The following is a 23739-nucleotide window of genomic DNA, read 5'->3' on the forward strand; positions in this document are numbered from 1 at the left end:
GCCATGTATACTGCCTTGAGTCAATCCAAATCCCAAAGTCAAAACCTCACCCTGATCGGGTTTGGTTTGGTGCTGGCATTGGTTGCACTGGCTTCTCTTTCGATGGGGGCCTTCAGCATTCCATTTCCACAGACTTTGGCGATTCTGCTTGACCAACTGGGACTCCAAGTGGGCTCTTTCGCAGTCCAACAAGAAAACGTTCTTTTACAGATTCGTCTGCCACGGGTCCTTATGGCCATGATGGTTGGGGGAGGTCTGGGCATCTCCGGCGCAGCCCTTCAAGGGATGTTCAGAAATCCCCTCGTCGAGCCGGGGCTGATCGGAGTAAGTAGCGGCGCAGCGCTTTTTGCAGTGATCTTCATGGTGCTGGTACCAGTAGCTACTTCCCTCGCCTGGATCAAATCCATCGGCCTTCCGATCTTTGCCTTTTTCGGCGGATTGGTCAATGTCCTTGCTGTCTATAAACTTTCCAAATCTCAGGGAAAGACAGACGCTGCCACGCTCATCCTTGCAGGTGTCGCCGTCAATGCCTTGGCCGGAGCCTTGATTGGCTTGGTCTTGTTTTTCGCAGATGATTCAGCTTTGCGCAGCTTCACATTCTGGAGTCTGGGGGACCTGGGAGGTTCCACATGGGCCAAAATCCCCGTGACGCTGATCCTGGTGGCTGTGCCTTCTCTCTTATTACTTTTCAATTCAAAGCAACTGAATGCCCTCGCCCTTGGAGAGCAAGAGGCCTTTCATATGGGTGTAAATGTGCAGCAGGTCAAGTTGAAATTGCTCGTATGCAGCGCGCTGATCGTGGGAGCGGGCGTATCGATGGTCGGCATGATCGGCTTTGTAGGCTTGGTGGTTCCCCACCTGATCCGCATCCTGTTTGGCGCAGATCATCGCTTGGTCCTTCCGGGATCATTTCTGCTCGGAGCGATTCTGTTAAACTTCGCAGATCTCCTGGCCAGAGTGATCGTCATTCCTGCCGAAATGCCCATCGGTGTCATTACCGCGCTGCTTGGCGCACCCTTTTTCATCTGGCTTATCTTCAATCTGAATAAATCCCGAAACTGATGCTGCAAGCTTCTCAAGTACATTTTTGCATTCGCCAAAGACCCATCGTAGATGAGGTTAGTCTGGAGTTGAATCCCGGAGAAATCCTGGCTGTACTGGGTCCCAATGGCGCCGGAAAATCCACTTTTTTCAAAATCCTCTCTGGTGAAATCCAATGCAAGCATGGGTCTGTAGGCTACAATGGCCACAATATCTCCAAGCTGAAAGCAAAGGACCTCGCGGCGGTGAGAGCTGTCATGCCCCAACACACGCAGGTCAACTTTCCTTTCACCGTGCAGGAGTTGATTGAACTTGGCCTGATCAGCACCAAAGTCAGACAGCCCTCCAAACTCATTGAGGAAGTAATGGAGGCCACGAATACATCTCATCTCAAGGATCAGGTTTTCAATCATCTCTCTGGCGGAGAAAAACAACGCGTGCAACTGGCAAGAGTGCTCGTACAAATCTGGGAAGCAAAGCCATTTCCAAGATATTTGCTGCTGGACGAACCCACATCCAGCTTGGACATTGCCCAGCAACATGCCGTATTGAAGATCCTCCAAACCCTGAAATCCCGGAATATCGGTATCCTGGTGATTCTCCATGAGCTGAACCTTGCGGCTCAGTACGCAGACAAGATCGCTTTGCTGAAAAACGGCAGCATCGCCAAAGTCGGCACGGTGGAAGAAGTCCTGGAGGAAGGAATTCTGGAGTACGTCTTTGACCATCCCATCCAACTCATCCAAAATCCTGTCACAGGCTGCATGCTGATCGCAGCAGCTGCCCAAAAACTCAACTCCATACCCACATTTAAACGAGCATAACAATGGAAACTATTCAAGAATCCGCACAATCCCTGAAGCAAGCTTGGGAGAATCTCAAAGAATCTGAGCCACAACTCAGAATCCGCGATGCTGCTGCCAAACTTGGCGTGACTGAAGCGCAACTTTTAGCTACTGGCATCGGTGCAAACGTGATTCGTCTGACGGACAATTTTACCGATCAACTGGAAGAATTTCCTAAGCTGGGTCGGGTGATGTCTTTGACCCGAAGTGAGGGCTGCGTATTGGAGCACAAAGGTCCATTCCAGAAAATCGAGATGATGCAGGCTGGACCTCATAAGATCGCCACGGTAATCGGGCCGATCGAGCAAAGAGTATTTTTCGCAGGTTGGAAATTTGGCTTTGCAGTGACCACCGAGACACCAAGAGGCACGATGAAGAGCCTGCAGTACTTCGACAAAGCCGGTGAGGCAGTCATGAAAGTCTACCTTCAGGAAAAGTCAAACCCAGAGGTCTACGAGGAACTGGTGCAGAAGAACACCGCAGAAGTACAAAGTGGACAATTGGAATTGGAAGCTTTCCCAACACCAGAGTACATCTCCAAAGAAGAGTTGGACCTCGCGGCTTTCACCCAGGATTGGGAAAACATGAAAGATACCCATGATTTCTTTGGGATGCTGCGCAAATACAAACTCAACAGACTCGATGCTGTGAAGTGGATTGATGACAAGTGGGCGTATGAAGTGGACAGACTTTCTGCAAGAAAAATCGTGGAGACTGCCGCTGAGACCAAGCTTCCGATCATGATTTTCGCAGGAAACAAAGGAAACATCCAGATCCACCAAGGCAAGATCCAGACGGTTCGTCAGATGGGCGATTGGCTCAACGTACTCGATCCGGACTTCAACATGCACCTGAATGAAAACGTCGTGGACAAAGCCTATGCGGTGCACAAAAACACGGAAGACGGATTGGTATCGGCAGTCGAGCTTTTCGACAAAGAAGGCGAGATGGTCGCTCAATTCTTTGGTTTGAGAAAGCCCGGGCTTCCGCAAAAAGCAGAATGGAAAACATTGGTGGATAGCCTCTAAAGTATCTACTGGAGGCCGTCTCGGGGAACGCGTCATTGCGACGAGGCACGAGGAAGCAATCTTTTCCGGAGTAAATACTATGGTAAGATTGCTTCGGGGTATTTGACCTGCTGAGGGTCTGTTTATCGCAATTACCGCTCGCAACGACGAATGAATTCGAGACGGCCTCCATTTCAAAAAATTTTATGCATAAGCGTAGATTTAGTCTTAATAAGTGCTTGTTGGTGTTGGCCCTGATCGGCCTTGGAACATCCCTGGGAAGCTTTGCCCAGACCGTCTTCAAAGGCAAGGTCGTGAGCGACAAAGGAGAAGCTATCCCACATGCCACGGTTTGGCTGGCTGATGCCAAGGGAAAAGTAGCGGACGAGCAGGGGAGATTTGAGCTGAGCGAACATCCCAATGGCAGCAAGCTGAAGATTTCAGCGGTGGGCTTTGAGACGCTCTTGGCTGACTGGCCAGCGGGAAAGATCGAGGAGACCTTTGTTCTACCCCAGTCCACAGCCGATCTGGAAACGGTGGTTGTCACCGGGAATTTCCAGCCGGAATCCGCCAAAAACTCCGTGTACCAAGTTCGGAGCATAGACCAGACCGTCATCCTCAACAGGGCTCCACAAAACATCCAGCAGGTACTCAACACCGAACTGGGCATACGCTTCAATCAGGACAATGCCACCGGAGGCAGCAACATGGAACTCCTCGGCATGTCCGGACAAAACATCAAGATCCTCATCGATGGAGTGCCCATGGTGGGACGTCAGGGTACTTCCAACGAGATCAACGTCAACCAAATCGACATCAATCAGATCGAAAGAATCGAGATCGTTGAAGGCCCGATGTCGGTAGTATACGGCGCGGACGCACTGGCGGGCGTGATCAACATCATCACCAAGACCGGTTCCTGGGAGAAGCTTTCCCTCCAGGCAAAGATCCAAGAGGAGACTGTGGGCTCCGAGTACAGCCCCTTTTCCGGAGAAGGCACGCACATGCGGACGGTATCGGGGACCTATGGATTGGGGAAATGGAATTTCGGTGCCGGCTTTTCCCAAAACAATTTTGGGGGATGGCAGGGCGAGGAAACTGGCCGCGAAAAAGAATGGCTGCCCAAAGATCAGAATTTCTTTAACCTAAAGGCAGGCTACACCGGACAGGACTTTTCCCTGATCTACCAAACAGACTACCTGAACGAGGACATCTACACCGCTGGCCCCGAGACTCGTCTGGAGATGATCGACCACAACTTTATCACCAACCGATGGATGCATCGCCTCAACGGGCAGTGGGACCTTAGCAGCAAGTTTTCCCTCAACGGGCAGGGAGCTTTTACCGACTACAAACGAGACACCGAAACCTGGGTGATCAACGTCCGGACTGGCGAGCGCTATCCTTCCCAAGCTCCCGGTGCACAGTCCCGCATCGAGTACACCGGCTTCAGTTGGAGAATGATGGGTATGTGGAAAATCTCTCCCAAGCTCAACCTCCAGCCAGGCCTTGACATCAACTTGGAGGAAGGCTCCGGCGAAAGAATCACCGAAAACGAAGGCATCCAAGACTATGCGGCATTTGTGTCTGCTGAGTGGAGGCCGATAGAGTCCATCCAGATCAAGCCGGGATTGAGAAAAGCCTACAACTCCGCCTACGAAGCGCCAGACCTGCTTCCCTCGCTCAACACCAAATTCGGTTTGGGTGAAAAGCTGGATCTGAGACTTGCCTATGCACAGGGCTTTCGTGCTCCGTCGATCCGCGAGCTATATTTCAATTTCTTTGACGCGAGCCATAGTATCACCGGTAATCCCGACCTGAAGGCAGAGACCTCGCACAGCGTCAATGGCTCCCTAGACTGGAAGTCTGAAATCCGTTCCGGTTGGAAGGTGGGGGCCGTCTTGGGGGCTTTTTACAACGACGTGGACAACAAGATCGCCTATGGCCAAGATCCGGATGATATCCAGGTCACGACCCTATTCAACATCGAAAACTATAAGACTGCCGGATTTACCCTAAACCATACCCAGTCTTACAAAAACTGGAATGGAAACCTTGGCGTCTCCTACATCGGCCGATACAACCAATTGTCCGAAGAAGCTCAGGAAGTGGAGGAGATGAGCTGGACACCGGAGCTCAATGCCAACCTGACCTATCTGGTACAGCCTTGGAAGACCACTTTTGTCCTCTATTACAAGTTGACAGGTTCTTTGCCTGGGTACCAGACGATCACGGACTCAGAAGGCAATCCCAGTGCTCAGGAAGTTCAGATCGACGGCTATCAATGGATGGATCTGAGTCTGAGAAAAGAATTTAAGCACGGCATCTCGGTCAATGCCGGAGTCCGAAATCTCTTTGATGTCAAACAAGTTAGCAGTACTGCAGGCGGAGAAACACACGGTGGAGGCAGTAGTCGCCCAGTGGGCTATGGACGATCCTATTTCCTCGGAATCCAATATCAATTCAACCAATAACTAAATTTTCAAAATAGTATACCAATGAAGCAATTAAGAATTCTTTCCATGGCTGCCTGTGCAGTCGGTTTTGGCCTTTTGGCTTCCTGCTCCGATGATCCGGATCCAGTAGTTGTTCCACCCAATGAGTCGGGGTTTGTCGAAGTGGATGGAGGCGGAGCTACCTATCCCAACTCTGTATTTGTTTCCCTTCGTTCCGGAAAGCAAACCGCAGTAGCCAGAGGAAATTGGGACTTGGCATTCAGTACAGGTTCTGACTTCAAAGTCCTGATCAACGGAACCACCGGAGCCATGGCTTCTGCCACTTCCAAGACCGATATCAATGCGGTCGGTGCGGCGGAGATTGCTGCCGCTGAGGCTAGCGGGGAGCTTATCATGAGCTTCACCAACCTACAGGGCATCTTGCATGTCGACGATGCGGCCAATCCGCTATCCAAGCCAGTGGTCGCTGCGGTGAGTGCTACCGATGCCACCAATGTCGTGTATTTGCTTTCTCGCGGAGCCAGCGGCGTAGAAGCAAAGCCTTGGAAAAAGATCAGAGTAATCAGAAAAGGCGAGGGCTATACCCTGCAGCATGCCAACGCCGATGCTACGACCTTCAGCTCTTTGGATATCACCAAAGACAAAGACGATAGTTTTGTCTATGTAAGCTTTGAGTCGGGTATTGTGGATGTAGAGCCTGCCAAGACAGAATGGGATATCCAATGGACTGCTGGAACTGCCTCCACTCCGTATCCAGACGCGGTCAATGGAACTCTGGCATATTTCTACCAAGACCTGGTGTACCATAACATCTATGGAGGAGTGTCGACTGTTCAGGTAATGGAAGCGGATATTGCCTATGAGGATTTTATGGCAGAGGACGCGGCAGGCTTGACTTTTGATTCGAGCAATAGATTAGCTATTGGCTCCAGCTGGAGACTAGGCGGTGGTCCGACTTCCCAGCCAGCGGTAAAAGAGGATCGCTACTACATTGTGAAAGACTCTGATGCGAATGTCTACAAAGTACGCTTCCTGTCCCTGACCAAGGATGGAGAGAGAGGCAAGCCAAGCTTCGAATATGAGCTGGTAGATGCCGGAAAATAATTTTGGATATTTTTTGACTGGGTTAAAGGGAGCGCTTCGGCGCTCTTTTTTTTGAAAAAAATTTTTAACCGCCAAAAGCAGGGAGGGTTTCGCAGAGGTCGCAGAGTGTGTTATGGCTAGTTGTTGATGCTTTTTTCAGATCCAGCTTCTGGAGAAGCAGGATAACATCGACTTACTCCAACAGCCGTGAGGCAAAGAGAAAGGCCTTTTTCCAATACGAATTGCTCAAGAAATCCTCGGTCACGCCGAGGGATGAGGAAGCGTGGATAAAGCGGACGTCGTCTCGCTCCACTTCGGTGACGATGCCGGAGTGGGTCACTTGATTCTTTCTTCTTCCGGTGGCAAAAAACAGCAGATCCCCGGGCTTCACTTGGTTGATGTTGACTTTTTGTCCCACCTTGCTTTGGTCAGCGGACACGCGGGGCAAGTTGATGCCGACGGCATAGTAGGAATGGAAGACCAGGGCGGAGCAGTCCATTCCGGAGCGGGTGGTTCCCCCATATTTGTAGGGCGTGCCGCGGTAAGTTCTTGCCGTCTCGATCACGGTAAATGCCGGGGATTCCTTGGGAAGTTTCTTTTTGGACTTGCAGCCGGTGGCGAGCATCAATCCGGCGACGGCAATTAGGATAAGGAGTACTGGGAGTTGGGATCGTTGGCGCAAGGCTTTTGCTTTGTTTTTCCAATTTTACGTGTCCTAGTTCAGTAAACCTATCCTTTTGCTCCTGATTTTTTGCCGGGTAGATTTCTTCCTGCGGAAGCTTTCTTTACGACCGACGCCTGTTTCCAGACCATTTTCTTAAATTCACGTTTTCTGAGAAAGGATTAGCCAATGAGTAGGGAGGATTTTCACAGTTTACCGCTTCACCAAAAGATCAAGACTCTCTACATCGAGGGGACTTTTGTGGTGGCTATCCGCTACTACCGGCATAAGATCAATCTGTATTTGCTGGAAAATGACTACGTGGAGGTTTTTTACAACCACAAAGAGGATCGCATTGACAAGATTGACTTTTTGCCCCGCGACCATAGTCGCATGAAGTTTTACCTGGATCAGATCAAGTTGGCCTGAGGATCATTTCGCCCACTCAGGTACAAATTCTTTGAATGCAACTACCAAGCGTCCGGCCAGAGGCTGAAGCGGGACATAGCCCTCGGCGCTCTTCACCTCGTACATCTGCAGTTTCAGTTCAAACTCGACCAGTAGAAGGCGCTTGCTCTCCCCTTTTTCGTTGACATAGCTCCCTTCCCGCTGACTGACTACCCGGAGAAAATTGTCGGTCGGGGCCACGAATTTCCCCTCATGAAAAAACGGATTGTAAAGTCCAGACATGATGGTGTTTTGGTTTCCCTCGGGGACATATTGGATTTGAAAGAAATCAGGCACAGCACCAAAGTCAGCTCGATCGTAATCAAAATCCACCACATTGATTTTTTTCTCGCCTACGGCAAGCAGTTCTTTTACCTTGTCATACGAGTAAATTTCCTCGAATACTGCCTTGGAATTAAAGGCCGAAGTAGCCTCTTGGGACCATTTGAGCTCAGGAAGTCTGATAAAGAGGCTATATCCCCGGTCCAGATCTTTGAGGCCCAAGGTATGCGTGATCACATTTCCCTGGTAGGTCTTCCCTGCTCCACCTTGATCCGTTTTGAAGCTGAATGCAATGGGCTCGCTACCTGGCTGATAGGAGGATGGAAAGGTCACCGATCTGCCATCAGGCAGTCTGCCCTCAAATCCGACTTGGTCCAATAGGTCGTCGGGATTCATATCTTCTCCACCGTCGCAGGCGAAAAAAGTTAAGGCCAAAAACAGCACTCCGAATGCTTTCTGCAAATTTTTCATGCTAGGTTAGTTTAGGTGGGTAGATCATTTGAACACCAGACGTGACCGGGACAAAATATGCTACAACAAAAAAACCGCAGAATTTTTATCCTGCGGTTTTAAAATCTATCCAATATAAATTTTTTAAAGCTTCTCCTTTAAAAAATTGGTCATTTGAGTATATATATGCCAGGTCGCATTTCCGCCGGAGATGCTGTGGGCTTTGTTGGGGTAATAAAAGGAGTCAAACTGCTTGTCTGCATTAATCAGCGCATTGACCAGATCGACAGAATTTTGAAAGTGGACGTTGTCATCGCCTGTGCCATGGATCAGTAGGAAATTGCCTTTCAATTTGTTCACATGCATGATAGGACTGTTATCGTCGTATCCGGTAGCGTTGAGCTGCGGAGTCTGCAGGTAGCGCTCGGTATAGATCGTGTCGTAGTACCTCCAGGTGGTCACGGGAGCAACGGCAATGGCGGTTTTGAAGACGTCATTACCGATCATCAGCGAAAGGGAAGACATGTATCCGCCATAGGACCAGCCCCAGATCCCGATGCGGCTTGGATCTACAAAAGGCATCTCGGCAAAGTGCTTGGCTCCTTCGATCTGATCGATCACCTCGAGCTTGCCGAGGTTGGCGTAGGTAGAATGCTTGAAGTCACGACCTCTCGCACCTGTCCCGCGGTTGTCCACGCAGGCCACGATGAATCCTTCGGCAGCGAGCTGCTGGTGCCAAAAGTCGCGGAGGCTACCCCAGGCGTTGAGCACGTTTTGGGAGCCCGGGCCACCATAGACATACATCAAGACCGGGTATTTTTTGCTGGGATCAAAGTCGGCAGGCTTGATCAGGTAGGCGTTTAGTAGGGTGCCATCTACCGTTGGGAAGGTGAAAAACTCCTTTTTAGCCAAAGCATAGCCCGTCAGCTTGTCCTTCAAGGCTTGATTGTCTTCCAAGACCTTGAGTTCCTTGCCGGAGGCTTCGTTTAGGGTCACCTTCAAAGGGACGTCGGCAGTGGAGTGATAGTCGATGTAGAATTTGCGATCCGAACTCATGTTGATCGTATGTGTGCCTTTGGCAGGGGTCAGGACTTTTTTTCCTTTTCCATTGAGATTGATCACGTAGAAATTACGCTCCAGCGGAGATGCCTCGGTAGAGATGTAATACAGTTTCTTCGCCTTTTCATCCAAGCCAACCATGGCCGTCACCTCCCAATTTCCCGAGGTAATCTGGCGAATCAGGCTACCGTCCAGGTTGTGATGGTAGATGTGCTTGAAGCCGTCCTGCTCCGAGGTACGGATGAAGGTCTTGCCGTCGCTGAGGTATTGCAGGTCGTCGTTGTAATTGAGATCCACGTAGGTTTGGGAGGTCTCTGTGAGGATCAGCTTGCTGGCTCCTGTGCTCGCGTCGGCGTGGAGCAGGTCGAGTTGATTTTGCAGGCGGTTGAGACGGATAAAGGCCAAGGTGTTGGCATCTTTCGTCCAATAGATCCGGGGCAGGTAGATATCAGTTTCGGTTCCGGCGTCCATTTGTTGGGTTTTGCCGGAGGCCAAGTCATAGACATGGATGCTCGCGATGGAATTTTTCTGCCCAGCTTTCGGGTATTTAAACTTGTAGTCTTTTGGATAGAGCGAACCCCACAGTTGCATATTGAACTCCGGAACCTGGCTTTCGTCAAATCGGATAAAAGCTATTTTCTTTGCGTCAGGTGACCATTGAAAGGCTTGCGCCATGGCAAATTCCTCCTCGTACACCCAGTCCGCGGAGCCGTTGATGACCTTGTTCCACTCTCCATCAGAGGTGATTTGGGTTTGCTTGCCGCTTGCCAGCTCGACTAGGTACAGGTTGTTGTTTTGGACAAAAGCCACCTTGTCGTTGTCGGGAGAGAGGGTAGCGTAGGAGATTTTCTCACCGTTCATCAGCTGCTGCTTTCGGCCCGAAGCTAGGTCCACGACATAGAAAACGCCCTTGGAGGATCTTCGGTAGATGGATTCCACATCAGAGGCAATCAGGGCCTTGGACTCCTCGGCATTGAAGGAGTAGGAGGAAAAGTCCACACCCAGCGTACGTCCGTCCAACAATACTCCCGCTTCCTGGCCTGTTTCCAAGTTTATTTTCACGACAGCCGGCGCACCGTTTCGCAGTATTTGAGAGCTGTAAAACTGCCCGTCTTTCATCCAATTGATCCCGGAGATAGTCTCTTGGGAGAAGGTGCCGAGTTTGAACACATCCTCGGGCCTTACCTTTTTAAGATTTTGTGCCTGAGAGAAGAGTGATATGCTCATCATGCAGATCAGCCCAAGTCCGATGGCTCTCCAACTTTTAATCATGCTGTTGTTTATTTGGGTAAAACAAAGAATTTCAGGAGGCGAATATAAGCAGGCTCGTGTTAAGCCCCCAAGGGTTTGAAGCCCTTTGGGGCTTGCGTGGAAAAGCCTTGGAGGGTTGGGGGAAAATAGCCTATTTCGCAGTAGAAATTTTTCCTGCCATGAAGAAAACAATTGCCCTTGTCACCGGCGGTTTTACCGGGGAGTCCGTCATCTCGCTCAAAAGTGCCGCCGTGGTCGAAAAGACCATCGACCGCGAAAAATATGAGGTGTATAAAATCTTTATCTATCCCGGAGACTGGCATTTTCTGAATTCCGGAGGAGAAAAAATTCCGGTAAACCTGAACGATTTCAGCATCAATCTGGGCGATGAAAAGATCACCTTTGACGGGGTGTTCAATATCCTCCATGGATCTCCGGGTGAGGATGGCAAGCTGGCGGGGTATTTTGACATGCTTGGGATTCCCTATACGACCTGCGATCAGCTGACTTCGGCCATCACGATGAACAAGGGCTATACCAAGGCCATCGTGCAGGACATCCCTGAGTTGAACGTCGCCAAGTCAATCCAGCTTTTTGAAAACAGCCCAGAAAATGCCGGAAGAATCCAAGAAGAGCTGGCTTTGCCGCTTTTCATCAAGCCCAACAATGGAGGAAGCTCCATTGGCATGAGCAAGGTGAAAACATGGGAGGAACTTCAGGATGCTTTGGAGAAAGCTTTCGCAGAGGACAAGCAAGTGCTCGTGGAGGAGTTTGTCTCCGGAAGGGAGTTCTCGATTGGGGTGTTTAAGGGAAAGGGGAAAATCACCGTCTTGCCTGCGACAGAGATCGTGAGTAGCAAGGAGTTTTTTGACTACGAAGCCAAGTATGTGCCCGGCGTGACCGAGGAGATCACCCCCGGCAGGATGAACGAGGAAGAAGTCGCCCGTGTGGATGGTATCGTAACCAAGGTCTATGGAAAGCTCAACTGCAAAGGAGCAGTTCGCGTGGATTATTTCCTTCAGCACGAAACCGGCAAGTTCTATTTCATCGAGATAAATACCGTCCCCGGACAGACAGAAACCAGCTTAATTTCCCAGCAGGTGCGGGCGATTGGGATGGAAGTGAAGGAGTTTTACACCCAACTGATAGAGGAGATGCTGGGGTGAGCGATTGGATTTTAGAACCAAGAGCCAAGAATTTAGAGCCAAGAGCCAAGAAGCGAGAGCCAACGAAGGTCCCGAGTGATTTGGGACTTTTAGCTTTAGTAGGGATAAGTCTGGAGCCATTCCCAGAAGTTTTCTCTGTGGATTACTTGAGGAGCTGCGGGCGTATAGGTTTCCAAAAATGTGGTTGGGAATTTCACTTTTGCTTTTGGGTTCCACTTGAATTCAAATGGATGAATTTTCCCGTCGATTTCTTCCAGATAGTCGATTTCCTGGCCCCGCACATTTCTCCAAAAATATACCCGACCATAAAAACCATGGTAGCTCAGCAGCTTTTGGCGTTCCGCAATGAGATAATTCTCCCAAAGTTCTCCCACATCACTTCTTCCTGAAAGTGAGGCATAATTCCCGATGATGCTGTTTCGGATTCCATTATCAACAAAGTAGATTTTCCTGCTGGTGCTTATTTCGCCTCGGAGGTTTCTGGAAAAAGGAGCCAGTTTCTTGACGATAAAGGCTTTTTCCAACAAATCGACATAATTCTGTACAGTTTGTTTGTCTGCCTGTACCGTCTGGCTCAGTTCGTTGAAACTGACTTCTGATCCTACTTGCCAGGCCAATGCCTGAAGGATCTTATTCAATAGTTCGGGTTTTCGAATCCCCTGGAAATTGAGTAGGTCCTTGTACAGGTAACTGCTCGCAAGGTTAGTCAGTACTGGAATTTCTTGACCCTCCGACGCGATTACTTCCGGATAGGTTCCGAAAATCAGGTAGTTTTCCAGGGAATTCAGGCACTTTGGAAATCCCAAAGTACCAATCAATTCACTCCAGGAAAGAGGGTAAAGTCTGTATTCCCATTTTCTTCCTGTCAAAGGCTCATTGATAGAACTGGCCAATTCCAAAGCAGAAGAACCTGTTACCAAAAGCTGAACACCCTGGAAATTGTCAACAATCAATTTTAGAGTAAGGCCTACGTTTTGAATTCGTTGGGCTTCGTCAATCACCACGACTTTGCTTTCGCCCAAATATGCTCGCAAGAAAGACAGGCTTGCATCCTGAAGTGCATTTTGAACGGTGAGCTCATCACCATTCAGATAGAGAAAGTTTGAATGTAGTTGTGTGGCCAACCTTTTCACCAAAGTTGTTTTTCCAACTTGTCTGGGGCCTAGTAGCAGAATAACTTTCTTATAGTCAGCTTTCTGGAAAAGGATATCAAATAAGCTTCGGTCAATATGCATATCTGGCGATCGTAATCCTCAAATATACGTATATTTGGGGATTACGATCGCCGAATATTACTAGATCTGATTTTTATGGCGGCTTGACTCTTTCAGGTTAAGCCAAAATCGACTTCGACTCCGCTCAGTCTGACATCGAATTTCATGTATGTACCCGCTATCCAATTTCTCTCTCTTCTCTATTGGAAGGTTTTATTCTTACTTATCGACCTTACGAAATCCACATCGGACATCGGTCACCCAACTTTGTTTCGATTATCAACTCCCAACTACCAAATACAGTCCGGCCGCCAAAGCACAGCCGACGAGCGGGCCGACGATCGGAACCCAAGCATAGCCCCAATCGGAACTTCCTTTGCCCTTGATCGGTAGGATCTGATGCATGATCCTTGGTCCCAGATCACGGGCAGGATTGATCGCATAGCCAGTAGTTCCTCCAAGAGACAGGCCGATTACCCATACCAAGAACGCCACAGGCAACGCTCCAACGGAGCCCAAGCCGACTGGCGTTCCAGTAGCGTCTTCCAATCTTGCACCAGCGATATAGAGTATCACGAAGATCAAGATAAAGGTGCCGAGCACCTCGGACATCACGCTAGTGGTGAAATTCCGGATCGCTGGGTCCGTACAAAATGGAGCACGCTTCAAGCCGGGATTTTCCGCCAGGTCAAAATGATCTCTGTACATCAGCCAGGCCAAAAATGATCCCATCATTGCGCCGCTGATCTGCGCGATAATGTATCCGGGAGCCAAGCCCCAGTCGAATTTGCCGGCGATCCCGAGTCCGACGGTCACCGCTGGATTGAGATGGGCACCGCTGTATGGGCCTGCGACGACTACGCCGCAAAATACCGCCAAGGCCCAAGCCGTAGTGATGGCGATCAGTCCGCCGCCATTTCCTTTGGTTTGTGGTAGGATTACGTTGGCGACTACGCCCGAGCCTAAAAGAATGAGGATTCCAGTCCCGATGAATTCTGCGATATAGGGGTTCATGCTACTAGTTCGATGTTGGGTTTGTTGGGGGATTTATTGTCGGTGATTATGGGTGTCATTCTACCCAGTTTTTGGAGCGCTCCACCGCTTTGTGCCAAAAGTGGATCAGGGTCTTCCGTTTTTCCTCGGACATGTCTGGTTCGAAGCTTCGGTCTGCCGCCCAAAGGGCCTGCAGCTCCTCTCGGCTTTCCCAGAAACCTACTGCCAAGCCCGCCAAAAATGCCGCACCGATAGCCGTGGTTTCGATGATCTGCGGCCGTTTGATTTCGCAACCGAGCAAATCGGCCTGAAACTGCATCAGGAAATTGTTGGCTGTGGCACCTCCATCCACGCGAAGTTCTTGGGTGGGTTTGCCGGCGTCTTTTTCCATAGCCTTGAGTACATCGTACACCTGATAGGCGATGGCCTCCAATGCCGCCCGGGTCATGTGCGCAATGGTGGTTCCTCGGGTGATTCCAAAAAAGGCTCCCCTCGCATCCTGATCCCAATGCGGCGCTCCCAGTCCGGAGAGGGCCGGCACAAAGTACACCCGGTCGTTGTCCTCCAGACTGGTGGCGAGCTTCTCTGTCTCTGAAGCTTTCTTGAAGAGTTCGAGACCGTCGCGAAGCCATTGTACCGCTGCTCCGCCAATAAACACGGACCCTTCGAGCGCATAGTTGATTTCGTCTCCGATCTTCCAGGCGACGGTGGTCAGGAGTTGGTTTTTGGATTTGACAGCCTTCTTGCCGGTATTCATGACGAGAAAACAGCCGGTTCCGTAAGTTGTCTTGGCCATGCCGGGCTCCGTGCAGAGCTGGCCAAAGAGTGCCGCTTGCTGATCTCCAGCCACACCGGTCACCGGGATTTTGGTACTTAATATGTCTCCGGTCGTCTCGCAAAAGAGTTCGCTGCATGACCTGACTTCGGGGAGCATGGATGCTGGGATTTCAAAGAGCTCCATCAATTCTGGATCCCATTCCTGGGTGTGGATGTTGAAGAGCATCGTGCGGCTGGCATTGGTTATGTCGGTCAAGTGTGCTCGACCGGAGCTGAGCTTCCACATAAGCCAGGAGTCTACGGTGCCAAAGGCCAGTTCCCCCGCCTCAGCCTGGGCACGGGCATCCTTTACATTTTCGAGTATCCAGCGGATCTTGGTGGCGGAGAAGTAGGCGTCGATGATCAGGCCGGTTTTGGCGGCGACTTTTTCTGCCAAGCCTTTTTCTTTTAGCTCATTGCAAAAGGCGGCAGTCCGTCGATCCTGCCAGACGATTGCCTTGTGGATGGGCTTGCCGGTCTTCCTGTTCCAGACAATGGTGGTTTCGCGCTGATTGGTGATGCCGATGGCGGCGATCTGGTCGGCCCGGATGTCTTTGTCTACCAGGGCTTCAATCATCACCGAGGATTGGCTTGTCCAGATCTCATTGGCATCGTGCTCGACCCAACCTTGCTTGGGAAAAAATTGCTTGAATTCCTTCTGGGCGACAGAGACGATCTGGCCCTGTTTGTCAAAAATAATGGCTCTCGAACTGGTCGTCCCTTGGTCAAGCGCCATCAGATAAGGTTTGTTTTGGGTCATTTTTCTTGGGTTTATTGAGTTCTATTTTTGACTCAGGTTATCGCTGGGTAGTTTGGGGGAGCTTTTTCGACGGGAAAATCAAGTTCTCTTCGGCGCGATCAGGTATTTTTCTCCGACTTGCTGAAAGTCTGCCAGCTCTTTTTCAATCCATGCAGGAGTCTTTTTGAGTTCGACTGCCATCAAGTCAGCCACTTTTTTGGCTGAATCCAGCGCTGCCTGCGCATCCAGCATCAGCATTCGAACCCTTCGGGAAAGTACGTCTTCGACCTTGATTGCCATCTCGTGTCGGATTGCCCAGACCACCTCGGCCATGATATTTGGGAAGTCAGGATGGATCTTTTCGGCCAAGCTTGTATCAGCTTTTGCCAAGTCCTGGATCAATTTGGCATTGGAACCATACACCGCCCAGTGTCCATCGGGGATAGATTTAGTGAACCCGTGAAGCAAGATGTCTTTGGAGGTAGAGTCTGCTATGGTCAATCCGGTGACTTTCGGATAATATTCGAGCGTGTCTTCGCCCATCTTTCGGAAGGTTGTCCACTTGCCGCCGGTGAGCGAGACGAGACCACTTTCAGAGACGATGACCTTGTGGGAGCGGGAGATTTCTTTGGTCTTGGTGCTGCCTTCCTTGGGCCTGGCCAGTGGTCTCAGGCCTGCGAAAACAGCCTTGACATCAGCTCTCGTCGGCTTTCGGGTCAGATATCCAGCCGCTGTTTCCAGTACGAAGTCGATTTCTTTTTGCAAAGCTTCCGGCTCGAGCTTGGCCTTTTCCCGAAGGGTATCCGTAGTTCCAACGACAAGTTTTCCATGCCAAGGCACTGCGAAAAGTACGCGGCCGTCCCGGGTTTTGGGGATCATGAGGGCATCGTCCCCACCCAAAAAATCCCGCTCCAAAACCAGGTGAATTCCCTGACTGGGCTGTATGGTTTTGGGAGCTTCAGGATTGTCCATCTGCAGGATTTTGTCTGCGAACACTCCCGTGGCATTGACCACCATGCGGGCGTTGATCCCATATTTCCTTTTGGTCAAGATATCCTGGACTTCCAGGCCGGAAAGTTTGCCAGCCTCATTTTTCTTGAGCGCGGAAACCTTGGTGTAATTCAAGATACAGGCTCCGGCGTGGTCGGCAGTTTGGGCAATCGCAAGTGCCAGCCTAGCATCGTCAAACTGACCGTCGTGATAGACTATGCCACCGTAAAGACCTTTTGGAGTGATACCCGGCATGCGTTTCAGCGTTTCTTCTTTAGAGATGTATCGTGAAGAACCCAAACTCAAATTGGCCGCCATGTAGTCGTACATCTTGAGTCCGGCGCTGAATTGAATCCGATCCCAAAGCGTGTAAACTGGGATGATGAAAGCTTGGTTTCTGGTAAGATGGGGGGCATTCTTAAGGAGTCGGCCTCGTTCTCGAAGTGCTTCCAGAACCAAAAAAACATCCCCCTGAGCCAAGTATCGTACGCCACCATGAAGGAGCTTGGTGCTGCGGCTGGAAGTTCCTTTGGCAAAATCGGCTTTCTCAAAAAGTGCAACCGAAAGGCCTCTGGACACTGCATCCAATGCAACACCAAGCCCGGATGCACCACCACCGATCACAGCAATGTCCCAGATTTTATCAGAATTTTGGAGTTGTGTTAGATTTTCTTTCCGGTCCATGGGTTCCTCGTCTTATCTTTTCAAGATAGAGGAATTGAACCACCAAATAAAAAATCGCCTTAAAAATCCTTGTAAACTTTGCGGATCACGGAAGAGGAGTTGGGTGCGAGGGTGACGATATAGATGTAGTCGTATTCGAGATCGGTCAGGTCGGCAAATTTTTCACCCTCGCCTACAAAATAGTTTGCCAATTGGCTGACGGTGTTGCTGTGACCAACTACGAGAATATTGCCCTCAAGACTTCTGAGTTGTTCCACCAATGGGTCATGGTTTCGGGGGTCGTAGGATTGGATTTCGACTCCGGCAGCAGTGGCGGTAGGCTCCACGGTCAACCGGGTGCGCTTGTAGTCGGTCGAGAAAACATGCTCGATCCCTTGGTTCTCCAGGATTTGGGAGAGCTTTTTGGCGCGCACTCCACCGACGTAAAGCAGCTCCGGATCACTACCCTCTAGTTGCTTCTCTGCATGCCGGACGATGTAGATGGTCTTGGGCTGGTTTTGGGAGGTGCAGCTGCCAAAAATGACCGCAAGGACGAAAAGAAGAAGTAAATTTCTCATAACGTAAATTTATAGCCGACCTTCCGATTTCGAAACTGTTTTTACCCCGAATAGGTATTGTCCAAGTGCTGGTCTTTCGCTTTGATTTCTTCAAATTCCAGAAACTGCTCCCAAAACTCTGTCTCAGGAAGGGCAGCTCGCATGTAGAGTTTTTCCTTGCGGGTAGGGTGGACAAAGATGAGTTGGAACGCATGCAGGTTGATGCTCGCGTCCGGGTTGGCTTTTGCAAAACCATACTTCAAATCGCCTCGAATCGGACAGCCCATGGAGGCCAGTTGCACCCGGATCTGGTGCGGACGACCGGATATCGGACGAACTTCCAGCAGCCAGTGGTCATTCATGTAGCCCAACGTCTTGTAATTCAGCTCGGCCTTTTGTGATCCAGGAACTTCCTTATCGTGCGCGGTAACCACATTTTTGAATTCGTCTTTGGTCAGGTAATGGGTGAGCTTCCCCGATTCTTCACGAGGTCTTCTTTTTACCAGTGCCCAATAAACTTTGTGAATGTCACGCTTGCGGAATAGCTCCATCATCCGCTCCAGTCCTTTGGAAGTGCGGGCAAAAGCAACCAATCCGCTGACTGGACGATCCAGACGGTGTATTGGGTGGAGAAATACGTCTCCGGGCTTGTTGTATTTTTCTGCGATGTAGTCTTTGCAATAGTCAATCAAGGTCTTGTCGCCGGTTTTGTCACCCTGCACTAGGATGCCAGCCGCCTTGTTGACGATCAGGAGGTGGTTGTCTTCATAGACAACGGTAAATGGCTTCTTTCTCACCTGTTTATAATTTGATTTTTGTAGGTCAGATGGAATCTCGCATGGCAAAAAATCATTTCTCAAAGATTCAATGCAGCGGACATGCTCGATTTCATAATGAATCACAAAGGTAGGTTTAAATATTGGACGGAAGACAGGAGACCGAAGACCGAAGTGCTTCCGTCTTCGGCCTTCGGTCTTCCAGCCCAAGGGGTTTTAGCTTTTCAACAACTCCTTTATTTCGTAATCCTGCAAATGCGCGTTGAGCCAGCCGGCTTCGAGTGCGGCGCCGTATTTTTTGTAAAAATTGATTGCGGGCTCGTTCCAGTCCAAGACCTGCCACATCATGCCGGTGCAGTTGGCTTTGAGGGACTTGGCCATCACGCGGTCAAAAAGTAGTTTTCCAGCTCCATTTCCGCGCTCGGATTCCGTCACCACGATGTCTTCGAGGTAAAGTCTTTTCCCCTTCCAAGTGCTGTAGCGATAGTAGTAGATGGCGATTCCGATGATCTCTTCCGTACTTTCTTTTTCGCAGACAAAAAGCCCATAAACTGGATTTGCGCCGAAGCCGTCTGCCTCCATCATTTCAAGGGTGTTGGTAACTTGCTCTGGAGCTTTTTCGTATAGCGCCAGTTCTTTGATCAGTTCGAGGGCTCGGGGGAGGTCGTCGATTTTACCTTCGCGGAGAGAATACATAAGCAGAAATGGGATAGAGATTTGGTTATTACTTTTGCGAAGGCCTAAATTAGTCAAAACCTGAGAAAGAATGTTTTTAGCCATCGATGCCGGCAATTCCAATGTAGTTTTTGCGCTTTATGATGAAAAAGCCGGGAAATGGACGAACCAATTTCGACTGGAAACCCATACTCCCCGTCTGATTTCTCAGCTAACCAAAAAAGTTCCGCTATACTTTCTGGAGCATGGCATCTTGCCTTCCCAGATTGTAAAAATTGGCTTTAGCTCCGTCGTCCCGGAGATCAACTCCATCATTGACCAGTTTTGTGAAAACTATTTCAGACTTTCGCCCTACCTGATTTCTGCAAAAAGCTATACCAAGCTTCCTGTCAAGTCACTTCGCCCTAATGAGATTGGTTCGGACTTGATGTGCAACGTGATGGCGGCATTTTCCAAGTTTTCCACGCCGGTGATCGTGGTGGATTTTGGCACGGCGCTGACCTTCACGGCGGTGGATTCTGAGGGGAAAATATTAGGCGTAAACATCGTTCCTGGTCTCAAAACCGCCATTACTTCGCTTTTTGCCAATACTTCCAAACTCCCGGAAGTCGAGCTTAAGCTTCCAAAATCAGCCTTGGGTCAAAACACGATTCATGCCATCCAAGCTGGAGTTTTGTACGGCTACACGGGTTTGGTGAAGGGAATGATCGGGGCGATGGAGGAGGAGGCAAAGCTGAAATTTACCATCGTCGCGACCGGTGGATTGGCGGCGATTCTCACGACTTTGGAGAAAACCTTTGACGTAGTCGATAGAAATCTGACTTTAGAAGGCTTGAGGCTGATCACCGAGGCGAACGTCGATTAAGCCGAAAACCTAAGGGATTTCGCCCCGTTTTTCTCCGGGCAATTCCTAACTTTGGCAACCAAATTCAAGCCGACCAACCGTGTACAAATCCCTGCTCAAGCCCTTGCTTTTCCTCAAAAACCCAGAGGATGCGCATCACACTACGTTCAGTCTGATCAACCTGAGTTTCAACCTGCCCGTGGTAAAAGCTATCGTTAAGTCCACCTTCGAACTCGACGATCCGAAGTTGGAGCGGGAGGTTTTTGGTTTGAAATTCAAAAATCCCGTGGGTTTGGCCGCAGGACTTGACAAGGATGCCAAGCTCATTGACGAGCTGGCGATGCTAGGTTTTGGCTTTATCGAGATAGGTACATTGACTCCGAAACCACAGGAAGGAAATCCCTTGCCTCGCCTGTTTCGCCTACCTCAGGACGAATCGCTGATCAACCGTATGGGCTTCAACAACGGCGGTGTGTTGGAAGCGGTCGAGCGCTTGAAAAAACGAAAATCCAGCGTATTGGTCGGTGGCAACATCGGCAAAAACAAAGTCACGCCCAACGAAAATGCGGTGGACGATTACCTGTTTTGCCTGGATGCTTTGCACGATTATGTGGATTATTTCGTCGTCAACGTCAGTTCGCCAAACACGCCCAATCTTCGGGATTTACAGGAGAAAGAGCCGCTTACTAAATTGCTGAAGGCAGTAAAATCAGCCAACGACCTGAAGCCAAATCCGAAACCGATTCTTCTGAAAATTGCCCCAGATCTCACCAATGGACAGCTGGACGACATCGTCGAGATCGTGCAGGTGACCGGAATTGCCGGAGTGATCGCGACCAATACGACCATCGATCGTTCACAATTGACCACAGCGAAAAGTGAAGTTGAGGCCATCGGAGCCGGAGGGGTCAGTGGCCGAGTGTTGGCAAAAAGGAGCACTGAAGTCATCCGATACCTGCATCAGAAATCCAAGGGTGCATTTCCGATCATCGGCGTGGGGGGAATTTTTTCGGCAGAAGACGCTATCGCCAAGCTGGAGGCCGGCGCGAGCTTGGTGCAGGTGTACTCGGGCATGATTTATGAGGGACCGAGCCTGATCAAAAAAATCAAAAAAGGACTTCTGGCATATTTTTCCCGGTAAGTTGTCTTTCAGTAGCCTTTTGGCTAAAATTAAAATTGTACTTTCAAGCTTAGATGGCATTAGAATCTCCCGGCAAAAATACCTTTCGAAAGAAATCAGAAAATACCAAAAAGACCCCTCAGAAGCCGAGTGGGCCTAGTTTCTCGCTTCCCAAGGTGCAGTTTAAGCAGCTTCCGCTGACGCTGGGGATTATTCTTATTTCTGCCTCCATCTTTCTGTTCATCGCCTTCGTCAGCTATTTGATCAACGGGCCTGCGGATCAGAGTTTGGTCATGAACAATCCGGATCAGGCGATTCGCGACACGGCCCGCGAGTCCCAAAATTGGGTTGGCTACTTGGGTGCCCAGGCGTCTCATTGGCTGATCTACCGCTGGTTTGGGATCGCGGCCTTTCTGATTCCACCGTTTCTGTTTTTGATCGGATTTCGTTGGACGTTCAAATTCTCCCTGATACCCTTAACTCGCTACGCTGTTTTTGCGCTGTTTTTTACCGCTTGGCTAGGACTGTTGATGGGGTATATCGTGATCTTGGTGGAGGGATATTCCTACTGGAGTTTCCTTTCGGGAGGTTTTGGCTATGAACTGGCCAAGCTTTCCAGCGACTTTTTGGGGATGGGCACGTTCATCTTGGTTGTTGGAGCTTTCCTGATTTTTGTAGTGCTATTCTTCGGATTGGAGCAGTTGCATTGGTTTTCTCCGAAAGCTGCGGCAGATCCCGACTTGGAGGAATCAACTGTTGCGCAAACCAAACGCACTAAAGCGAATTCCGTCCCGGGCGAAGGGGATTCTGAGGGGGATTTTGAAGAACTCGAAGAAGACGTTGCAGATGATGGGAGCTCTTGGGAGGTGAAAACAAACCCCGTATCCGTATCTGCCCCGGAGATTCCGTTCACGGTGCCCGGCTTGGAAGTGGAGGAATCGGAGGAGGAAGAGGATGTTTTTAATGTTCCTCAGGTTAATCTTTTGGATGAGGGATTGGAAAAAGGCAGCTCGGTGAAAGAGGGGAATTTTTCTGTCAAGAAAGCTGAAGTAGAGAAAACTGCGGAGGAGGTCGAAAATCTGGATCCATACGATCCGACGCTTGACCTGCCGCGATACAAATACCCTACGTTGGATTTGATGAACGACTACGACATCAAAAAGGTGACGGTGTCGATGCAGGAATTGCAGGAAAACAAGGACAAGATTGTTACGACTTTGGAAAATTTCCAGATCGGAATCCAAGGAATTCAGGCGACGATCGGGCCGACTGTGACCTTGTATGAGATCGTTCCCAATCCCGGGGTGAAAATATCAAAGATCAAAAATCTGGAAGACGACATTGCCTTGAGCTTGGCGGCTTTGGGGATTCGTATCATTGCGCCGATTCCCGGTAAGGGGACGATCGGTATCGAAGTACCGAACAAAAACCGGGAATTGGTGCCTGCGAGAGCTGTTTTGGGAACGGAAAAATTCCTGAAATCCGACAAGGATCTGCCGATCGCTTTGGGCAAAACCATATCCAATGAGGTCTTTGTGGCTGATCTTGCCAAGATGCCTCACCTCCTGATGGCGGGTGCGACAGGTCAGGGTAAGTCTGTCGGTTTGAACATGATCTTGGCGTCCTTGATCTACAAGAAGCATCCTTCGCAGCTGAAGTTTGTATTGGTCGATCCCAAAAAAGTGGAATTGACGCTGTTTAACAAGATCGAGCGGCACTTCCTCGCCAAGCTCCCCGGCGCCGAAGAAGCCATCATCACCGATACCAAAAAGGTAATCTATACACTCAACTCGCTCTGTATCGAGATGGACAACCGATACAATCTGCTCAAAGATGCCGGTTGCCGCAACCTCAAAGAATACAATGCGAAGTTTATTGCGCGGAAACTCAATCCGGAGAAAGGTCATTATTTCATGCCGTACATCGTCTTGGTGATTGACGAATTGGCGGACTTGATGATGACGGCCGGCAAGGAGATTGAAGCGCCGATTGCGCGATTGGCTCAGCTTGCCCGGGCGATCGGGATTCACTTGGTCGTCGCTACGCAAAGACCTTCGGTCAATGTCATCACGGGTATTATCAAAGCGAACTTTCCGGCACGGCTTTCCTTTCGCGTGACATCCAAAATCGACTCCAGAACCATCCTCGATGCAGGTGGAGCAGACCAGTTGATTGGCATGGGAGACATGCTGCTTTCCCACGGATCTGAAATGACGCGAATTCAGTGCGCCTTCCTCGATACGCCGGAGGTGGAAGCAATCTGCGACTGGATCGGCGAGCAAAAAGGCTATTCCGACGCCTACCTCTTGCCTGAGTTTGTGGGCGAAGACGGAGACGGATCGCTCTCCAGTGTTGATCTTTCCGACAGAGATCCTCTTTTTGATGAAGCTGCGAAGATGATCGTTTTGCACCAGCAGGGCAGTACATCGTTGATCCAGAGAAAGCTAAAACTCGGCTATAACCGTGCAGGCAGAATCGTGGATCAGTTGGAAGCGGCTGGGATCGTGGGGCCTTTTGAAGGCTCCAAAGCCCGCGAAGTGCTAATCCAAGATGAAGCTAGTTTGGAACGGTTATTGAATAGCTTGTAAAAGCTGTTTCACCGTT

Annotated in this window: 20 protein-coding genes; 10 read left to right on the forward strand and 10 right to left on the reverse strand. The window is 50.0% G+C overall.

Annotated features, from left to right (window positions below; genetic code table 11):
- Window positions 1–3 precede the first annotated feature (3 nt).
- From ABD031_RS03925 to ABD031_RS03945, 5 genes are all read left to right on the forward strand, one after another.
- Window positions 4–1062, forward strand: a complete 1059-nt coding sequence (locus ABD031_RS03925) for a FecCD family ABC transporter permease (protein WP_343848597.1) — start codon at window positions 4–6, stop codon at window positions 1060–1062.
- Complete coding sequence (locus ABD031_RS03930) at window positions 1062–1865, forward strand: heme ABC transporter ATP-binding protein (RefSeq protein WP_343848599.1); 804 nt, start codon at window positions 1062–1064, stop codon at window positions 1863–1865. Before ABD031_RS03925 ends, ABD031_RS03930 begins: the two co-directional genes overlap by 1 nt.
- A gap of 2 nt (window positions 1866–1867) precedes the next feature.
- Window positions 1868–2914 (forward strand): hemin-degrading factor, encoded by a 1047-nt coding sequence (locus ABD031_RS03935; RefSeq protein WP_343848601.1) that lies wholly within the window; start codon window positions 1868–1870, stop codon window positions 2912–2914.
- 185 nt (window positions 2915–3099) lie between these two features.
- Complete coding sequence (locus ABD031_RS03940) at window positions 3100–5367, forward strand: TonB-dependent receptor (RefSeq protein WP_343848603.1); 2268 nt, start codon at window positions 3100–3102, stop codon at window positions 5365–5367.
- A 24-nt stretch (window positions 5368–5391) separates the two neighbouring features.
- Window positions 5392–6453, forward strand: a complete 1062-nt coding sequence (locus tag ABD031_RS03945; protein ID WP_343848605.1) for an HmuY family protein — start codon at window positions 5392–5394, stop codon at window positions 6451–6453.
- Between the two features lie 172 nt (window positions 6454–6625).
- Here ABD031_RS03945 and ABD031_RS03950 read toward each other — a convergent pair whose 3' ends face one another.
- Window positions 6626–7114: a C40 family peptidase gene (locus tag ABD031_RS03950; protein WP_343848607.1), complete on the reverse strand. Its 489-nt coding sequence runs from the start codon at window positions 7112–7114 to the stop codon at window positions 6626–6628.
- 168 nt (window positions 7115–7282) lie between these two features.
- On the opposite strand from ABD031_RS03950, the gene ABD031_RS03955 reads away from it, so the two are divergent.
- On the forward strand, window positions 7283–7522 hold the full coding sequence (locus ABD031_RS03955; protein WP_343848609.1) for a hypothetical protein: 240 nt from the start codon (window positions 7283–7285) through the stop codon (window positions 7520–7522).
- A gap of 3 nt (window positions 7523–7525) precedes the next feature.
- Here ABD031_RS03955 and ABD031_RS03960 read toward each other — a convergent pair whose 3' ends face one another.
- Together ABD031_RS03960 and ABD031_RS03965 are read right to left on the reverse strand one after the other, a co-directional pair.
- A complete protein-coding gene (locus ABD031_RS03960) occupies window positions 7526–8293 on the reverse strand; it encodes a hypothetical protein (protein ID WP_343848611.1) in 768 nt (255 codons plus the stop codon).
- Between the two features lie 123 nt (window positions 8294–8416).
- Complete coding sequence (locus ABD031_RS03965; protein ID WP_425542702.1) at window positions 8417–10603, reverse strand: S9 family peptidase; 2187 nt, start codon at window positions 10601–10603, stop codon at window positions 8417–8419.
- Window positions 10604–10761: 158 nt separating this feature from the next.
- Here ABD031_RS03965 and ABD031_RS03970 point away from each other — a divergent pair, with 158 nt between their 5' ends.
- Window positions 10762–11748, forward strand: a complete 987-nt coding sequence (locus tag ABD031_RS03970) for a D-alanine--D-alanine ligase (RefSeq protein ID WP_343848613.1) — start codon at window positions 10762–10764, stop codon at window positions 11746–11748.
- Between the two features lie 95 nt (window positions 11749–11843).
- Here ABD031_RS03970 and ABD031_RS03975 read toward each other — a convergent pair whose 3' ends face one another.
- The 7 genes from ABD031_RS03975 to ABD031_RS04005 all read right to left on the reverse strand — a co-directional run bounded on the left by ABD031_RS03975 (window position 11844) and on the right by ABD031_RS04005 (window position 19192).
- On the reverse strand, window positions 11844–12983 hold the full coding sequence (locus ABD031_RS03975; RefSeq protein WP_343848614.1) for an ATP-binding protein: 1140 nt from the start codon (window positions 12981–12983) through the stop codon (window positions 11844–11846).
- A 258-nt stretch (window positions 12984–13241) separates the two neighbouring features.
- The gene (locus ABD031_RS03980) at window positions 13242–13976 is read right to left on the reverse strand and encodes an MIP/aquaporin family protein (RefSeq protein WP_343848616.1); all 735 of its coding nucleotides are present in this window, start codon (window positions 13974–13976) and stop codon (window positions 13242–13244) included.
- A 55-nt stretch (window positions 13977–14031) separates the two neighbouring features.
- Complete coding sequence (glpK, locus tag ABD031_RS03985; RefSeq protein ID WP_343848618.1) at window positions 14032–15531, reverse strand: glycerol kinase GlpK; 1500 nt, start codon at window positions 15529–15531, stop codon at window positions 14032–14034.
- 78 nt (window positions 15532–15609) lie between these two features.
- Complete coding sequence (locus tag ABD031_RS03990) at window positions 15610–17184, reverse strand: glycerol-3-phosphate dehydrogenase/oxidase (RefSeq protein ID WP_343848620.1); 1575 nt, start codon at window positions 17182–17184, stop codon at window positions 15610–15612.
- 59 nt (window positions 17185–17243) lie between these two features.
- Window positions 17244–17741: a SixA phosphatase family protein gene (locus ABD031_RS03995; protein WP_343848622.1), complete on the reverse strand. Its 498-nt coding sequence runs from the start codon at window positions 17739–17741 to the stop codon at window positions 17244–17246.
- A 41-nt stretch (window positions 17742–17782) separates the two neighbouring features.
- Window positions 17783–18517 (reverse strand): RluA family pseudouridine synthase, encoded by a 735-nt coding sequence (locus ABD031_RS04000; RefSeq protein ID WP_343848624.1) that lies wholly within the window; start codon window positions 18515–18517, stop codon window positions 17783–17785.
- Between the two features lie 195 nt (window positions 18518–18712).
- Window positions 18713–19192, reverse strand: coding sequence for a GNAT family N-acetyltransferase (locus ABD031_RS04005; protein WP_343848625.1), 480 nt, complete (start codon window positions 19190–19192; stop codon window positions 18713–18715).
- Between the two features lie 70 nt (window positions 19193–19262).
- On the opposite strand from ABD031_RS04005, the gene ABD031_RS04010 reads away from it, so the two are divergent.
- The 3 genes from ABD031_RS04010 to ABD031_RS04020 all read left to right on the forward strand — a co-directional run bounded on the left by ABD031_RS04010 (window position 19263) and on the right by ABD031_RS04020 (window position 23723).
- On the forward strand, window positions 19263–20036 hold the full coding sequence (locus tag ABD031_RS04010; RefSeq protein ID WP_343848627.1) for a type III pantothenate kinase: 774 nt from the start codon (window positions 19263–19265) through the stop codon (window positions 20034–20036).
- A 79-nt stretch (window positions 20037–20115) separates the two neighbouring features.
- Window positions 20116–21156 carry a quinone-dependent dihydroorotate dehydrogenase gene (locus ABD031_RS04015; RefSeq protein ID WP_343848629.1) on the forward strand — a complete coding sequence of 347 codons (1041 nt, stop codon included), beginning with the start codon at window positions 20116–20118 and terminating at the stop codon, window positions 21154–21156.
- A 53-nt stretch (window positions 21157–21209) separates the two neighbouring features.
- Complete coding sequence (locus ABD031_RS04020; protein ID WP_343848632.1) at window positions 21210–23723, forward strand: FtsK/SpoIIIE family DNA translocase; 2514 nt, start codon at window positions 21210–21212, stop codon at window positions 23721–23723.
- Window positions 23724–23739: the final 16 nt, after the last annotated feature.

This window comes from Algoriphagus jejuensis, from assembly GCF_039523455.1.
Taxonomy (GTDB): domain Bacteria; phylum Bacteroidota; class Bacteroidia; order Cytophagales; family Cyclobacteriaceae; genus Algoriphagus; species Algoriphagus jejuensis.

Excerpts from the sequence above, each read along its gene's own strand:
- ABD031_RS03935 (WP_343848601.1), top strand. The coding sequence starts at position 1,868 with ATGGAAACTATTCAAGAATCCGCACAATCCCTGAAGCAAGCTTGGGAG.
- ABD031_RS03965 (WP_425542702.1), bottom strand. The coding sequence starts at position 10,603 with ATGATTAAAAGTTGGAGAGCCATCGGACTTGGGCTGATCTGCATGATG.
- ABD031_RS03960 (WP_343848611.1), bottom strand. The coding sequence starts at position 8,293 with ATGAAAAATTTGCAGAAAGCATTCGGAGTGCTGTTTTTGGCCTTAACT.
- ABD031_RS03925 (WP_343848597.1), top strand. The coding sequence starts at position 4 with ATGTATACTGCCTTGAGTCAATCCAAATCCCAAAGTCAAAACCTCACC.
- ABD031_RS03970 (WP_343848613.1), top strand. The coding sequence starts at position 10,762 with ATGAAGAAAACAATTGCCCTTGTCACCGGCGGTTTTACCGGGGAGTCC.
- ABD031_RS03930 (WP_343848599.1), top strand. The coding sequence starts at position 1,062 with ATGCTGCAAGCTTCTCAAGTACATTTTTGCATTCGCCAAAGACCCATC.
- ABD031_RS03945 (WP_343848605.1), top strand. The coding sequence starts at position 5,392 with ATGAAGCAATTAAGAATTCTTTCCATGGCTGCCTGTGCAGTCGGTTTT.
- ABD031_RS03995 (WP_343848622.1), bottom strand. The coding sequence starts at position 17,741 with ATGAGAAATTTACTTCTTCTTTTCGTCCTTGCGGTCATTTTTGGCAGC.
- ABD031_RS03955 (WP_343848609.1), top strand. The coding sequence starts at position 7,283 with ATGAGTAGGGAGGATTTTCACAGTTTACCGCTTCACCAAAAGATCAAG.
- ABD031_RS04010 (WP_343848627.1), top strand. The coding sequence starts at position 19,263 with ATGTTTTTAGCCATCGATGCCGGCAATTCCAATGTAGTTTTTGCGCTT.
- ABD031_RS03980 (WP_343848616.1), bottom strand. The coding sequence starts at position 13,976 with ATGAACCCCTATATCGCAGAATTCATCGGGACTGGAATCCTCATTCTT.
- ABD031_RS03990 (WP_343848620.1), bottom strand. The coding sequence starts at position 17,184 with ATGGACCGGAAAGAAAATCTAACACAACTCCAAAATTCTGATAAAATC.
- ABD031_RS04005 (WP_343848625.1), bottom strand. The coding sequence starts at position 19,192 with ATGTATTCTCTCCGCGAAGGTAAAATCGACGACCTCCCCCGAGCCCTC.
- glpK (WP_343848618.1), bottom strand. The coding sequence starts at position 15,531 with ATGACCCAAAACAAACCTTATCTGATGGCGCTTGACCAAGGGACGACC.
- ABD031_RS04020 (WP_343848632.1), top strand. The coding sequence starts at position 21,210 with ATGGCATTAGAATCTCCCGGCAAAAATACCTTTCGAAAGAAATCAGAA.
- ABD031_RS03975 (WP_343848614.1), bottom strand. The coding sequence starts at position 12,983 with ATGCATATTGACCGAAGCTTATTTGATATCCTTTTCCAGAAAGCTGAC.
- ABD031_RS03940 (WP_343848603.1), top strand. The coding sequence starts at position 3,100 with ATGCATAAGCGTAGATTTAGTCTTAATAAGTGCTTGTTGGTGTTGGCC.